Annotated in this window: 12 protein-coding genes; 6 read left to right on the top strand and 6 right to left on the bottom strand. The window is 70.8% G+C overall.

All coding sequences use genetic code 11. From position 1 onward, the window contains the following. Positions 1–32 precede the first annotated feature (32 nt). Entirely contained in the window at positions 33–2,993 is a 2,961-nt protein-coding gene (locus BJ998_RS43790; RefSeq protein WP_184870069.1) for an NACHT domain-containing protein, read from the bottom strand. Between the two features lie 22 nt (positions 2,994–3,015). After that, positions 3,016–3,957: a 5'-3' exonuclease gene (locus BJ998_RS43795; protein WP_184870070.1), complete on the bottom strand. Its 942-nt coding sequence runs from the start codon at positions 3,955–3,957 to the stop codon at positions 3,016–3,018. A 96-nt stretch (positions 3,958–4,053) separates the two neighbouring features. Between BJ998_RS43795 and BJ998_RS43800 the strand changes: the two genes are divergently transcribed. Together BJ998_RS43800 and BJ998_RS43805 are read left to right on the top strand one after the other, a co-directional pair. Then, complete coding sequence (locus BJ998_RS43800) at positions 4,054–4,605, top strand: winged helix-turn-helix domain-containing protein (RefSeq protein ID WP_184870071.1); 552 nt, start codon at positions 4,054–4,056, stop codon at positions 4,603–4,605. Beyond that, positions 4,602–5,852: an MFS transporter gene (locus BJ998_RS43805; RefSeq protein WP_184870072.1), complete on the top strand. Its 1,251-nt coding sequence runs from the start codon at positions 4,602–4,604 to the stop codon at positions 5,850–5,852. The genes BJ998_RS43800 and BJ998_RS43805 overlap by 4 nt, the downstream gene beginning before the upstream one ends. On the opposite strand, the gene BJ998_RS43810 is transcribed toward BJ998_RS43805, so the two are convergent. Beyond that, positions 5,820–6,107 (bottom strand): hypothetical protein, encoded by a 288-nt coding sequence (locus tag BJ998_RS43810; protein WP_184870073.1) that lies wholly within the window; start codon positions 6,105–6,107, stop codon positions 5,820–5,822. The genes BJ998_RS43805 and BJ998_RS43810 overlap by 33 nt on opposite strands. Before the next feature lie 231 nt (positions 6,108–6,338). Here BJ998_RS43810 and BJ998_RS43815 point away from each other — a divergent pair, with 231 nt between their 5' ends. From BJ998_RS43815 to BJ998_RS48320, 3 genes are all read left to right on the top strand, one after another. Beyond that, a complete protein-coding gene (locus BJ998_RS43815) occupies positions 6,339–7,484 on the top strand; it encodes a M24 family metallopeptidase (RefSeq protein WP_184870074.1) in 1,146 nt (381 codons plus the stop codon). After that, on the top strand, positions 7,481–7,933 hold the full coding sequence (locus BJ998_RS43820) for an Lrp/AsnC family transcriptional regulator (RefSeq protein ID WP_184870075.1): 453 nt from the start codon (positions 7,481–7,483) through the stop codon (positions 7,931–7,933). The genes BJ998_RS43815 and BJ998_RS43820 overlap by 4 nt, the downstream gene beginning before the upstream one ends. A 279-nt stretch (positions 7,934–8,212) precedes the next feature. Further along, positions 8,213–9,520: a ricin-type beta-trefoil lectin domain protein gene (locus tag BJ998_RS48320; protein WP_184870076.1), complete on the top strand. Its 1,308-nt coding sequence runs from the start codon at positions 8,213–8,215 to the stop codon at positions 9,518–9,520. 16 nt (positions 9,521–9,536) lie between these two features. Here BJ998_RS48320 and BJ998_RS43830 read toward each other — a convergent pair whose 3' ends face one another. Then, entirely contained in the window at positions 9,537–10,076 is a 540-nt protein-coding gene (locus BJ998_RS43830) for a TetR/AcrR family transcriptional regulator (RefSeq protein ID WP_184870077.1), read from the bottom strand. A gap of 148 nt (positions 10,077–10,224) precedes the next feature. On the opposite strand from BJ998_RS43830, the gene BJ998_RS43835 reads away from it, so the two are divergent. Beyond that, positions 10,225–11,130, top strand: a complete 906-nt coding sequence (locus BJ998_RS43835) for an MBL fold metallo-hydrolase (RefSeq protein WP_184870078.1) — start codon at positions 10,225–10,227, stop codon at positions 11,128–11,130. A 64-nt stretch (positions 11,131–11,194) separates the two neighbouring features. Here BJ998_RS43835 and BJ998_RS43840 read toward each other — a convergent pair whose 3' ends face one another. Together BJ998_RS43840 and BJ998_RS43845 are read right to left on the bottom strand one after the other, a co-directional pair. Continuing rightward, on the bottom strand, positions 11,195–11,863 hold the full coding sequence (locus BJ998_RS43840; RefSeq protein WP_184870079.1) for an ArsR/SmtB family transcription factor: 669 nt from the start codon (positions 11,861–11,863) through the stop codon (positions 11,195–11,197). A 43-nt stretch (positions 11,864–11,906) separates the two neighbouring features. Further along, positions 11,907–12,947 (bottom strand): GDSL-type esterase/lipase family protein, encoded by a 1,041-nt coding sequence (locus BJ998_RS43845; RefSeq protein ID WP_184870080.1) that lies wholly within the window; start codon positions 12,945–12,947, stop codon positions 11,907–11,909. Positions 12,948–13,044: the final 97 nt, after the last annotated feature.

Consider the following 13,044-nt stretch of genomic DNA (forward strand, 5'->3'; position numbering starts at 1 on the left):
CCAGTAGGACGGTTCCGACGGGGCGCGTAGGCCTAGAGCACGTCGCGGTCGTCCTGGCTGTCGGGCAGTCTCTCGACCCTGGTCAGGTCGTACACCCTCCGGAACATGCGCTGGGACAACCGGGGTCTGTCGTACTTGAGCTGGTGTACGACGAGGTCACGGAAGATACGCCGGGTCCGCGCGTCGTCGGGCGCGAAGCCGTTGACGGCGATCTGCAGGCAGGTCTCGTACCGGTCGGCCAGCGTGTCCCGATCCTCCCGCTGCCCCGAGGCGAGCCACAGTTCGATGAGCGCCCGAGCGGCGCTGACCACACCCTTGCCGTCCACGTGATGGAACGTCATGAGCAGGGTGCCGAGCTCGCCGGTGAACGGCTCCAGGTTGTGCAGCCCCACTTCCTGGAGGCGGCCGCCCGCGAAGTCGACCTCGGCTCGCATGACCCAGTCGTTGTCGTACATGAAGCCGATCGTGTCCCGCCGTTTCTCCGGCGGCCGGTTGTACGTCCAGTTCGGGTCGATGGTGCGTCCGGCGACGTCGCCGCCGGGAACAAGGCGCACGACGCGCCGGTCGCCGTCCCACTCCCGGAAGGCCGAGAACGCGGTGACCATGGTCGTCCAGCCCTCGGACGGCAGCTGCGATCGCCACAGCTGCGCGGTGCGCGTCCACTCGATGGCGTGATCGGGGGAGTCCGGGAAGAGCCGGGCGCTGGTGAGTTCGCCGGCGGCCAGCGATGCCAGCACGAACAGGTTGGCCGAGTAGGTCGCCGCCCGGGCCGGCACCGACATGCCTGCCGGTCGGTAGTCCAGCGCCGGCAGATGCCGGGGCTGCAGCGCGGTGTGGAACAGGTCGAGCAGCAGGTCGGTGATCTGCGCGGCGTCCGGCCGGTTGTCGATCATGGTTCCGATGAACTCGACCACGGTCAGCCGCATCGTCAGCGGGGCGAAGGACAGCACCGCGTGCAGGAACCGGTCGTCGATCGACTGCGGACGTCCCGGCGGGCTCGGCACCGCCGCGGTGGCGGCCAGGTTCTCCAGCTCCTGCACGACCAGCCGGGCGACCAGGAACTCGCCGAAGGTGGCGTGCAGGAACTCGTAGGTCTTCAGCAGCTTCCGGTCGTGCGTGGCCTGCGCGACGTAGACGAAGTAGAACCGGCCGACCAGCAGCTCCGCGGCGGTCGGGTCGGCCACCAGCTCCTGGAGATCGTCGTCCAGTTCCGGCTCGGTGACCCACTGCTGGTTGCGGTTGAACATGGCGAACGCCACCACCGACAGCTGCAGCATCTCCCGCGCCACGGCCCGGTCCAGCTGCTCGTCGGTGAGCGATGCGTTGGACTTCAGCACTTCGCGGCGGGTGAATCCGGTGAGGAGGCGCTCGTACAGTTCCGCCTCGTTCAGACGTGCCTCGCTGTGCAGCTCGTTGGCGGCGGAGTCGTACAGGGCAAGCAGCAGGAGCAGCAGTGGCTGGCGGGCCAGGTCCTCGTAGCGCAGGGCGATGTCCGCCGGTAACGGGCGCACGCCGCGGGCCGCCAACGCCGCCGCGTTGCACTCGGCCCATGCGGTCAGCCACAGGTCGATCTGCTTGTCGTCGAAGGAATCCAGCAGGAGCGTGACCACGCCGAATACCGGCCGCGCCCGGTCGGCGACGGTCAGCCGGCTGGTGACGACCACGGCCACCGGACGGCCGAGATCCGCTTCGCGCTGCTGGAACGCCGCGATGCGCTCCAGGTAGTCGGACTGGCTCTGGCCGGTCGCCTGGAGCAGTTCGTCGAAACCGTCCAGCAGCACCACCGGCATGGCGTCGCCGGCGGTCGCCACCAGCTCCGGCCAGGTCGTGGTGGCTCCGGTGTCGGCGCGGACGATCATCTCGACCTGCGTCTGCAGGTCGGCGTCGGCCGGCACGTCGCGCAGCGGCACCCGGACGGTGAGGAAGTCGCTGGCCGGGAGCCGGGCGGCGAGCATCTGGGTCAGCAGGGACTTGCCGGCGCCGGGATGTCCGAGCACCACCAGCGGCGCCTCGGCCGCGGCCGGCGAGGTGAGGTGACCGACGAGGAAGTCCTGGAGGTCGGTGCGCAGCGGTTGGCCCTCCCACCAGTCGGTGCTGGTGATCTCGTCCGGACGTGGCTGGCCCACCCGGAAGTTCGGGTTGACGTAGCAGCGCTCGATCGCCGGCACGCGCAGGTCGTCGAATGCCAGGCCGGGGCGCCGGAGCGCGGCCTGGTAGCTGCGCGCGAGGTTGAGACGGGCGCCGTCCGGATCGCGGCCGATGCGCATGCGGTCGAGTGCCGCGGCCAGGCCGGCGAAGGCGATGTCGACGTGGGCTCTGGTCGCCTGGTGGTCGAGCTGGTTCGCCCAGAAGCCGAACTCGGGAAACTCCAGGGCCAGGCGGCGAAACATGCCCTCGTAGCGCGCGGTGGCCCGGTCGGGCAGGGCTTCGAAGGCGCGCGTGATCGATTCGTGCTGGGTGGGCGTCAGCTCACCCCAACCAGCCAGGCCGACGACGAACTCCCACAGCATGGTCACGAAGTGTCGGTAGAGGCCGCTCAGCTGGGTCCTGATCTGCTCCTGCGACAGGTGGGGCGCCGGCATCGTCGGCGGCGTCTCGAGGAGAGAACGACACAGATCTCGGGCGCGGACCGTGCCGGTGGCCAGCGCCAACTGTTCGGTCTTCGTCGGGCGCAGTTCGGCCGGCATGTCCACCTGCTGCACGCATTCGAAGAACGCGGCCATCACCGCGACGGCGTGCGCCGCCTCCAGGCGCCGGGTGCGGTCGTAGCGGTTGAGGCCACGGATCCGCTCACCCAGCCCACCGATCAGCTCGTTGCTCAGCCGGAACAACTCGCCCTTCGCGTCGAACAAGCTGAGTGCGAAGCCCGAGCCCAAGGCGGTCGCCACCAACAGCGCCCCGCCGCACGTCCGGTCCAGGGCGGCGACCACCTTGGCCTCGGGGCCGCCGCCCAGCAACACCGCCGCGTCCCGGTATGACAGACCACGAGCCATCCGGACCTCCCCAGTTGCCGCCCTAACGCTTCAGCGCGGCGATGAGACGGTCGACGGAGCTGCCCAGGTTCCACCGCCTCTTCAACTCCAGCAGCCGATCCACGTCGGCGGCGCCGGCCGGCACCTGGTCCGGGCGGTCGAGCACCACGGGGGCGTCGACGGCGACCCGGACAACCGTGGGGGCGGCGGCGAGGTAGTCGGCGGCCTCGGAGAGCTTGGTACGGACCCGAGCGGTGAGGCGGCGATCGCGGCCGTCGTAGACGGCGGCGACGAGGGAGTCCAGGGAGCCGAAGTCGGTGATCAGCTTGGCGGCGGTCTTCTCGCCGATGCCGGCCACACCGGGCAGGCCGTCGGAGGGATCGCCACGGAGCACGGCCATGTCGGCGTAGGCGTCGCCGGCGAACTCGGCGGGCAGCGCGTACTTGGCGGCGAGCTCGGCCGGGCCGATGATCTCGACCTTGTTCCACCCCCGGCCGACGTACATCACCGTGACGGGGGTGGGGGCGTGGCGGACGAGCTGGAACAGGTCGCGGTCGCCGGTGACGACCTCGACGGGGTCGGTCTTCTCGGCGTGAGCCAGGGCCCCGATGACGTCGTCGGCCTCGTAGCCGGTGGCCTCGGCGGTCGCGAGCCCGGCGGCGTCGAGCAGGTCGAGGATGATCGGCACCTGCGGGGTGAGCGCGTCGGGCACCTCCTCCTCGGCGCCGTCCCCGGCCTCGGCGACCCGGTGCGCCTTGTACGACGGCAGCGCGGCGACCCGGAAAGCGGGACGCCAGTCGGCGTCGAGACAGGCGACCAGCCGCGAGGGACGCCGGTCGACGAGGATGCGGGCGACGGTGTCGGCGAAGCCGCGCACGGCGTTGACCGGCTGGCCGTCGGGGGAGGTCATCGAGTCCGGCAGCGCGTAGAACGACCGGAAGTACAGGCTGGCCGAGTCGAGGAGCACCAGCGGGGCAGCGGTCATCGGACAAGTCAACCAGCTACCCCCGACAGCGCCGAGCCGAGGGCAATCGCAGAGAAACCTCTGCAAAGGATCCTCTGCATCCGTACCGTCACCCTCGTGACCGAGATCAGGCTGGACGCGAAGACGCTGCGCGCGCTGGCGCATCCGTTGCGGATCAGGCTGCTGGGCCTGCTGCGGGCGGACGGCCCGGCGACGGCGACGGGCTTGGCGCAGCGTGTGGGAGAGACGAGCGGCACGACGAGCTGGCACCTGCGGCAGCTCGCCGACCACGGCCTCATCGAGCAGGACAGCGACCGCGGCAACAAGCGCGAACGCTGGTGGAAGGCCGCATACGAGTCGACCGAAGTGCGGATCGAGGACTTCCGTGACGACGACGACTCGGCGGGCGCGCTGAACGCGTACCTGTACGAGATCGCGTCCGGCAACTACCGCCGGATGACGACGTTCCTGGCCGAGGACTGGCCGCACGAATGGCGGGAGGCGTTCACGATGTCGGACCAGGACGTGTCGCTCACGCCGGAGGAGCTGGTGGCGCTGCGGACGGAGCTGCACGAGGTGATCGCCAAGTACCGCCGCCCGGAACGGTCGGGGGACGAGACGGTGATCGTGCAGATCCAGGCGTTCCCCCGCACCAGGCGGTCCGGGTGAGGACGCCGCTGTTGGCCCTGCTCGCGGGAACGACGGTGTCGCTTGTCGGCACGGCGATGACGGTGCTCGCGATCCCGTGGTTCGTCCTGCACACGACCGGCAGCGCGGCCCAGACGGGCCTGGTCGCGGCGGCGGAGGTCGCGGGCCTGACGGTCGCGGCGGCACTCGGCGGTCCGATCGTGGACCGGATCCAGCCGAGATCGGTGAGCGTCGGCTCCGACGTCCTGGCGGCGATCGCGGTCGGCCTGGTGCCGGCGCTGACCATGCTGCAGGTGCTCCCGTTGTGGGCATTGGTGCTGCTCACGGCGCTGCTCGGGCTGACCCGAGGGCCGGGTGCGACGGCGCAGGACGCGCTGCTGCCGTCGACGGCGAAGCTGGCGGGCACACCGATATCGCGGGCGTCGAGCTGGTTCGAGGGTTCGGCGCGAGCCGGGCGACTGGTGGGCGGCATGTCCGCCGGCGCGCTGATCGCGTTCCTCGGACCGGCGCAGGTGCTGTACGTGGACTCGGCGACCTACCTGGCATCGGCACTGCTCACGGCGGTGTTCATCCGCGTCCGCCTGGCCCGGGAGGAGCCGAGCGCCTGGTCGGCGCGCGGGCACTTCGCCGAGCTCCGGGAGGGGCTGCGCTACCTCCGCGGCGACGGGCTGCTGGCCGCCGTCGTCGGCATGGTGATGCTGACGAACGCCCTGGACGGTGCTTACACCTCGGTCCTGCTGCCGGCGTTCGGCGAGCAGGTCCTGCACAGCAGCGTCCTGCTCGGCCTGGTGGCGGGCACGTCAAGCGCGGCCGCGCTGTGCGGAGTCATGGCGTACGGCGCGGTCGGCGACCGATTACCGAAGTGGGGGACCTACGCGACCGCGTTCCTGTTGGCCGGCGCGCCAAGGCTGCTGGTGATGGCGTCCGCCCCGCCGGTGCCGGTGTTGCTCGCGGTCATCGCGGTGACGTCGTTCGCCTTCGGCATGATCAACCCGATCCTGCTGAGCCAGCTGTTCACGCGCGTTCCGGAGACGATGCGCGGCCGGGTGTTCGGCGTGGTGGCGGCGGGAGCGCTGGCCGGCATGCCGGTCGGGGCGCTGCTGGGCGGCGTGGTGGTGCAACTCGCGGGACTGACCGCTGCGCTGCTGGCGGCCGCCGCGCTCTACCTGACGGCGACGCTGTGCCCGTTCGTGTTCCCGGTGTGGCGGCAGCTGGACGGGAAAGTGGGCGAGTCGTCAGGCGACCACGTCGGGGGTGCGGTCGCCTGACGACTCGGGCTCGGGGGAGGGCTTGCGGTTCACGATCGTCACCCTGCCGCTGGCCAGCGCGTCGTCCTCGCGCCGCGGCAGCGGCGGCACCAGCTGCCCGGACTCGGCCAGCTCACGCAGCAGCCGGTCGGTGGACCGGCGGGTCCGCCACAGGCTCAGCGGCCTGGTCACGGCCCGTGTCGGCGCCGGGTGGAGGATGTGCGCCCAGCATCCGAGCGCCACCACTACGAGCACTGACGTCCACAAAACGAACATCATTTACTCCTCGCGGTCACTCTCTGTTTACTGGCTAGCTGGCTGCCGCCAACTTGAGCCCCCAATCGGGTGACAGCTATGGAGTTAACCGGGGTCCGGCGGTAGAAACATCCGCCATCTGGACGCGTGCCTCGTCGGTGACCGGAAAGTTATCCGGAAGTACCCCTTCGGGCGGACGCCGATTCGAACGCATGATCCGCATGCGGCCCGACCTCGCTAGGCTCTTGCCTCATGTCCGTCAGCGCAGCCCCGATCGACGTCGAGTCGCTCCGTGACCGCTTCCGCCGGGCCGCCGAGGCGGCGGCCGCGGCCGGTGTCGACGCACTGCTCGTGTCCCCCGGCTCCGACCTGCGCTATCTGCTCGGCGCGGGTGGCTCCTCGTTCGAGCGGCTGACCTGTCTGGTCCTGCCGGCGGCGGGCAGCGCGGCCGAGCCGGCGCTGGTGGTGCCGAAGCTGGAGCACCCCGGCTACGCGGGTGTGCCGACCGACGAGCTCGGCGTACACGTGGCGACGTGGGTTGACGGCGAGGATCCGTATCGACTAGTCGCGGACCTACTCAAAGGCGCGCCTAAGTCGGTGGCCGTGACCGACATGATGCCGGCGCTGCACACCCTCGGCCTCCGCGACGCGCTACCGGACGCCCGGCAGAGCCTCGCCGGCCCGGTGCTGCGTGAGCTGCGGATGCGCAAGGACGTCGGCGAGATCGAGGCGCTGCGCAAGGCGGGGGCGGCGATCGACCGCGTGCACGCGCGGATGGGCGAGTGGCTGCGCCCCGGCCGCACCGAGGCCGAGGTGGGCGCGGACATTGCGGCGGCGATCGTCGAGGAGGGGCACACGGTGGCGGAGTTCGTCATCGTCGGCTCCGGCCCGAACGGCGCCAGCCCGCACCACGGCGTCTCCGACCGGGTCATCGAGAAGGGCGACGTCGTCGTGGTCGACATCGGCGGCCCCGTGCCGGAGGGCTACAACTCCGACTCCACGCGCACCTATTCGGTCGGTACGCCCGGCTTCGGCGACGTCGTCGACACGTACGGGGTGCTCAAGGCCGCGCAGCAGGCGGCGGTCGACGCCGCCGGCCCGGGCGTCACCGCCGAGGCGGTGGACGCGGCGGCGCGGGATGTCATCGCGGACGCCGGCTTCGGCGAGTTCTTCGTGCACCGCACCGGCCACGGCATCGGCCTGGACGTGCACGAGGACCCGTACATCGTCAGCGGCAACGACCTCGTGCTCGAAACCGGCATGGCGTTCAGCATCGAACCCGGCATCTACCTGCCGGGCCGCTGGGGCGCCCGCATCGAGGACATCGTCGTGGTCGGCGAGCGGGGCGCGGAGCGGTTGAACAACCAGCCGCACGACCTGGTGGTGCTGCCCTCGTGACAACACCGCTGGAGCCGATCGACCGCGCCATCCTGCGGGAGCTGACCCAGGACGGCCGGTGCAGCTTCACCGACCTCGCCGAGCGGGTCGGCCTGAGCGTGTCCGCCGTGCACCAGCGGGTTCGGCGGCTGGAGCAGCGCGGCGTGCTCAAGGGGTACGCGGCGCGGGTCGACGGCGAGCAGGTCGGGCTGCCGCTGACGGCGTTCATCTCGCTGACGCCGATCGACCCGGCCGCGCCGGACGACTACCCGCACCGGCTGGAGCACCTGGCGGCGATCGAGGCGTGCTACTCGGTCGCCGGCGACGCCTCGTACGTGCTGAAGGTGCGGGTCGCGGGCCCGACCGCGCTGGAGGACCTGCTGCGGCAGATCCGGGAGCAGGCCAACGTGTCCACCCGCACCACCGTCGTGCTGTCGACGCCGTACGAGGACCGCCCGCCGGGCGTGTGAGCGAACAGGTCCGATCATCACTCGATGAGCCGATGATTCGACGCCGCGTAGCCGGGAGAGTGGCCGGTGGCGCGGCGTCGCCCGTCTGGATGGGGGTCCTGTCGCGGTCGGCGCCGTGCCCTTTCCGCTGTTCCGCGCCGCATGTCCGGATTTTCTGGGCCGATAGGTCGAACGGGCTATTGCCGTCGCGCTATGGGAGCGCTTCCATCGGTTTTGGCAGCTCCTGCCCCTGCCGCGTCGGCCGCCACCGACCCGACCGCCGACCCAGTGGAGTCAACGATGACCCTGCCTGCGAGACCCCTGCTCAGACGGTGCGTAGCCCTGCTTGCCACCGGCGCCCTCACGGTGCTGCTCACCGCGTTCGCCGGCCCCGAGGCACAGGGCGCCGTGCCCGCGCCGCCCGCCGGCTGGACCACCGTGTTCAGCGACGACTTCAACGGCCCGGCCGGCAGCCCCGTCAACTCGTCGAACTGGATGTACAACACCGGTCCCGGCTCGAACTTCGGCACCGGCGAGATCGAGACGATGACCAACTCGACCAGCAACGTCCATCTCGACGGAAACGGCAACCTGAACATCACCGCGCTGGGCTCCGGCAACAACTGGACCTCCGGCCGGATCCAGACCCCGTCGGCCGTCGCCGGCGCGCCCGCGGGCGGCAAGCTCGAGGTGACGGCGTCCATCCAGCAGCCCAACCCGGGCAGCGGCCTCGGCTACTGGCCGGCGTTCTGGATGCTCGGTCAGGGGCAGTGGCCGGAGAACGGCGAGATCGACATCATGGAGGACGTCAACGCGCGGTCCCAGGTCGCCGGCACCATCCACTGCGGTGTGTACCCGGGCGGCCCGTGCAACGAGGGCAACGGCATCGGCAGCGGGCTGCGCGACTGCGGCGGCTGCCAGACCGGCTTCCACACGTACACCATGATCCTGGACCGGACGAACACCTCGAACGAGTCGATCACGTTCTACCTGGACGGCGCCGCGTACTTCACGGTGACCGAGGGCCAGGTCGGCGCCAGCACCTGGCAGCAGGCGTTCGACCACAACCTGACGATCCTGTTCGACCTGGCGATGGGCGGCGGCTTCCCGAACGGCGTGTGCGGATGCACCACGCCGACCGGCGCGACGACCTCCGGCGGCACGATGACCGTCCAGTACGTCGCCGCGTACACGACGACCGGTGGCGGCACCAACCCGCCGCCCGGCGGCGGCGCGATCACCGGCTACCAGGGCCTGTGCCTCGACGACCGTTCGGCGAGCACCGCCAACGGCAACCCGATCCAGGTCTACACCTGCAACGGCACCGCCGCGCAGCAGTGGACCTTCGTCCAGGCCGGCACCACCCTGCACGTGCTGGGCAAGTGCCTGGACATCGCCGGCGGCGGCACCGCCAACGGCACCAAGGTCCAGCTCTACGACTGCAACAACACCGGCGCGCAGGTGTGGATACCGCAGTCCAACGGCGCCCTGTACAACCCGCAGTCCAACAAGTGCCTGGACGACACCGACTTCTCCACGACGCCGGGCACCCAGGTGCAGATCTGGGACTGCGCCGGCAGCGCCAACCAGGTGTGGCACCTGCCGTGACGAACGCGGGCGGCCGTCAGTCGGCGGTCGCCCGCTCCAGCAGGGCGATGGCCCCTTCGACGGCGTCGCCGAACGGCTCGGTCGAGTTGGCCGCCCGCGCCAGCACGTAACCGCCCTGCAGCACTGCCAGGAGCGTGTCGGCGAGCCGGACGTCCAGGCCGTCCTCGGCGAGAATCTCCCGCAGCCGCCCGCGTAGCCACTCGAAGTGCTCGGCGATGGGGGAGCGGAGCGTGTCGCTGGCGATGATCTCCGGGTCCTGCACGAGCACGCCCATCGGGCAGCCGCGCAGCACCTCGCGCTCCCGGCGCAGCCAGGTCGCGATGCGCTCGACGGGCGCGCCGGGGGAGGACAACTCCTCCGATGCGAGTGCCGTGAGGTCCTCGGCGTTGCGCTCGATCGCGGCCAGCGCGAGGTCCTGCTTGCCGGCGAAGTGGTGGTACATGCTGCCCTGGCCGGCGTCCGCGCGCTGCTGGATGGCCTTCGGGCTGGTGCCGACGTAACCACGCTCGCGCAGCAGCTCCCGGGTGCTCTCGACCAGCCGGTCGCGGGTGGACATGCGGAAAAGTGTACCTACCACTAGGTACGTACAGCAGCACTATGACTTCAGTGACGACTGAATACAGCCGTATGAGACGGGTCTCAGGTCTCGCTGAACGACACGAACATCGGCCAGGAAGACCCGGCGGGCCGGTACAACAAGATCCATGGCTGAACTGGGGTTGTTGAACGAGCAGTCCGCTGTGCGCCGGCTGCGGCTGGGCGATGTGCGCCTGACCTACGTGGTCGACGGCGCGATGGCGATGGTGGCGGGCGCCTTCTTCCCGACGACGCCGACGCAGTACTGGCGCGACCACCCCGAGGCGCTCGACGCCCACGGGCGGGTCGCGGCGTCCGCCGGCGGCCTGCTGGTCGAGCGGGGCGACCGCAAGCTGCTCATCGACGCCGGCCTCGGGCCGTTCCGGGGCCCGCTGTCGGTGGGGAAGGAGCCGTTCGGCGCGGCCGACAGCGGTTCGCTGCCGGACATCCTGGCCGAGCTGGGGGTCGACCCCGGCGAGATCGACACGGTCGCCTACACGCACCTGCACCTGGATCACGTGGGCTGGGCGTTCGTCGACGGCCGCAAGTTCTTCCCGAACGCGCGCTACCTGGTCGCCGCGCAGGAGTGGGCGCCGCACGACCACGGCGTCACCGTGCCGGGCGTGATCGCCGAGACGACCGTGGTGCCGATGCGCGGCAACCACGAGCTGATCGGGGAGGGGGAGGAGGTCTGGCCGGGTGTGCACGCCATCGTGACACCGGGCCACACGCCGGGGCACTCGTCGTTCATCGTGTCGGCGGAGGCCGGCCGGATCGTCGTGTTCGGCGACAGCTTTCACACGCCGGCACAGATCACGCATCCCGAGTGGGGGTCGACGCCGGACACCGACAGCGAGGGAGTGCTCAAGGCGCGGGCGCGCGTGCTGGGGGAGTTGGAGCGGCCCGGCACGCTCGGCTTCGGCGCTCACTTCGGGGACCAGGCGTTCGGCCGGGTGGTGCGCGACGGGGACGGGGCGGCGGTCTGGGAGCCGGTGGCGACGGAGTTCCTGCGGGCGGCACCTCGTGATCTCTAGGTGGATAATATCACTATAGCTTCAGTGACGACTAAATACAGTGCTCTGACAAGCACAAAAACAACTACAAGCCCTCGACGCCAAGGGCGGCGAACGCCTCGGCGTCGAGGAGCTTGACGCTGCGGTCGGCACCGCGTTCCACCCAGCCGTGGTCGACGGCGTGCTGCAGCAGTGCGGCGGGCAGCGAGCCGCCGAGGTGTTCGCGGCGCTCGGTCCAGTCGAGGCAGTCCTTGAGCAGCGGGCGGCGGCCGCCGGGCAGCTTGATCTCCAGGTCGTCGAGCACCCGGTGGCCCTTGGCGGTGAGCGCGAGGCCGCTGGCGGTGTCGATCAGGCCGGCGGTGAGCATGCCGGTGCGCAGGGCGACGCCGAGATGTCCGGCGAGGTGGTCGTAGCAGGTGCGGGCGTACGCGAGGCGTTCGGCCCGCTTGGAGGCGCGGAGGCTGGTCGGGCGGGGCATCGGGTTCTCGGCCAGCTCGGTGAGCTGTTCGATCAGCTCCGCCACACGGGAGTCCGTCAGCCGCACATAGCGGTGTCGGCCCTGGCGGACCGTCTCGACGAACCCGGCGTCGGCAAGCCGGGAGACCTGCTCGGTGGCCGAGGGCGGCGTCACGCCTGCGATCTTGCCGAGTTCGCCGACGGTCCAGGCCCGGCCGTCGATCAGGGCCAGGCACATGGCGGCCCTGGTGGGGTCGGCGAGGACGGCGGCGACTTCCGCCAGCGGGTTGGCGCGCATGCACCCAAGCTAGGCAACTTTGAGTTCGGCGGCCGCCGAACCGTCAGGTGCTGGGCAGGGCCAGCTGCAGCGAGCCGTGGCCGTCGGGCACGCATGCGGCTTGGCGCTGGGTGAGCGTGAGGAACTGGCTCATGCAGCGGGCGAAGGCGGTGTAGCCGGCGGCGTTGGGGTGAAAGGACTGCTGCAGGGCGTGCGCGTAACGGTTGTTGTCCTGGAAGTCGCCCCAGTTGACGGTGAGGCGGGTGAACCATTCCTGGCCGCCGGTGCAGGCCTCGTGGCCGACGCCGGCGCGGGACAGGTCGAGGAAGCGGGCGCCGCCCTGTTCGGCGGCGCGGCGGACACCGTCGTTGAGGATGGGGACGCCGCGGTCCTGGACCCAGCGCAGGTCGTCGCTGCGCAGCGGGCAGCCGCCGACGTTCTGCAGGCTGCGCAGCATGTCGGGGGCGACGGGGGCGGCGTAGGACTGGAGCACGAGTTGGTAGGCGCTGTCCGGGTAGCCGTGCTCGATCATGACGCGGCGGATGTCGCGGAGGGCGGCGACGACCTTGGGCACCATCGCGTTGACGCGGCCCGGCCAGGTGGGGTCGACCTCCTTGCCGCAGCCGGGTTTGGTGACGGCGAAGATGGCGTTGACGCAGTTGGTGAGCAGGGGGCCGAACTGGGGGTCGTCGTTGGCGCCGACGGCGACGACCACGGCGTCGATGCGGTAGGTGCCGGCGATCGCGGCGAGCTGGGCGGCCTGGCTGGGTTCGATGCCGTGCGGGCCGTTGAGGCGGATGGCCTGGGCTCCTGCGCCGGAGCAGGCGAAGTTGAAGATCTTGGTGACGTCGGCGAGCTTGATGTGCTGGACCATCGCCTGGGGTGAGCGGTGGCACCAGTCGCCGCCGGGGCCGTCGGTGTCGGGGGTGTAGTTGCCGGCGCCCTCGCCGGACATGGTGGAGTCGCCGAGCGCGACGACGGCGTGCGGGGCGTTCTCGGGTGGCACGGGTGGGGCCGTGATGCGGTTGTCGCCGGTGAGCAGGAGCAGGGCGAAAACCGGGAAGACGATCAGGATGATCGCGGCCCGGCGGAGGAAGTTCCGCATCGGTGCCAGAGTCTAGGCCACCGGCTTGTGAGGCTGGGAAGGGACCATTCCTCCGCTCGGAGTGGAGGAATGGTCCCTTCCCGGCTTCGGATGGTGC

The organism is Kutzneria kofuensis, assembly GCF_014203355.1.
In the GTDB taxonomy this organism is placed as follows: domain Bacteria; phylum Actinomycetota; class Actinomycetes; order Mycobacteriales; family Pseudonocardiaceae; genus Kutzneria; species Kutzneria kofuensis.

Bases quoted from the DNA above. Each gene is read 5' to 3' on its own strand.
- BJ998_RS43845 (WP_184870080.1), bottom strand. From the start codon at position 12,947: ATGCGGAACTTCCTCCGCCGGGCCGCGATCATCCTGATCGTCTTCCCG.
- BJ998_RS43810 (WP_184870073.1), bottom strand. From the start codon at position 6,107: ATGTTCGTTTTGTGGACGTCAGTGCTCGTAGTGGTGGCGCTCGGATGC.
- BJ998_RS43840 (WP_184870079.1), bottom strand. From the start codon at position 11,863: ATGCGCGCCAACCCGCTGGCGGAAGTCGCCGCCGTCCTCGCCGACCCC.
- BJ998_RS43795 (WP_184870070.1), bottom strand. From the start codon at position 3,957: ATGACCGCTGCCCCGCTGGTGCTCCTCGACTCGGCCAGCCTGTACTTC.
- BJ998_RS43830 (WP_184870077.1), bottom strand. From the start codon at position 10,076: ATGTCCACCCGCGACCGGCTGGTCGAGAGCACCCGGGAGCTGCTGCGC.
- BJ998_RS43790 (WP_184870069.1), bottom strand. From the start codon at position 2,993: ATGGCTCGTGGTCTGTCATACCGGGACGCGGCGGTGTTGCTGGGCGGC.
- BJ998_RS48320 (WP_184870076.1), top strand. From the start codon at position 8,213: ATGACCCTGCCTGCGAGACCCCTGCTCAGACGGTGCGTAGCCCTGCTT.
- BJ998_RS43815 (WP_184870074.1), top strand. From the start codon at position 6,339: ATGTCCGTCAGCGCAGCCCCGATCGACGTCGAGTCGCTCCGTGACCGC.
- BJ998_RS43835 (WP_184870078.1), top strand. From the start codon at position 10,225: ATGGCTGAACTGGGGTTGTTGAACGAGCAGTCCGCTGTGCGCCGGCTG.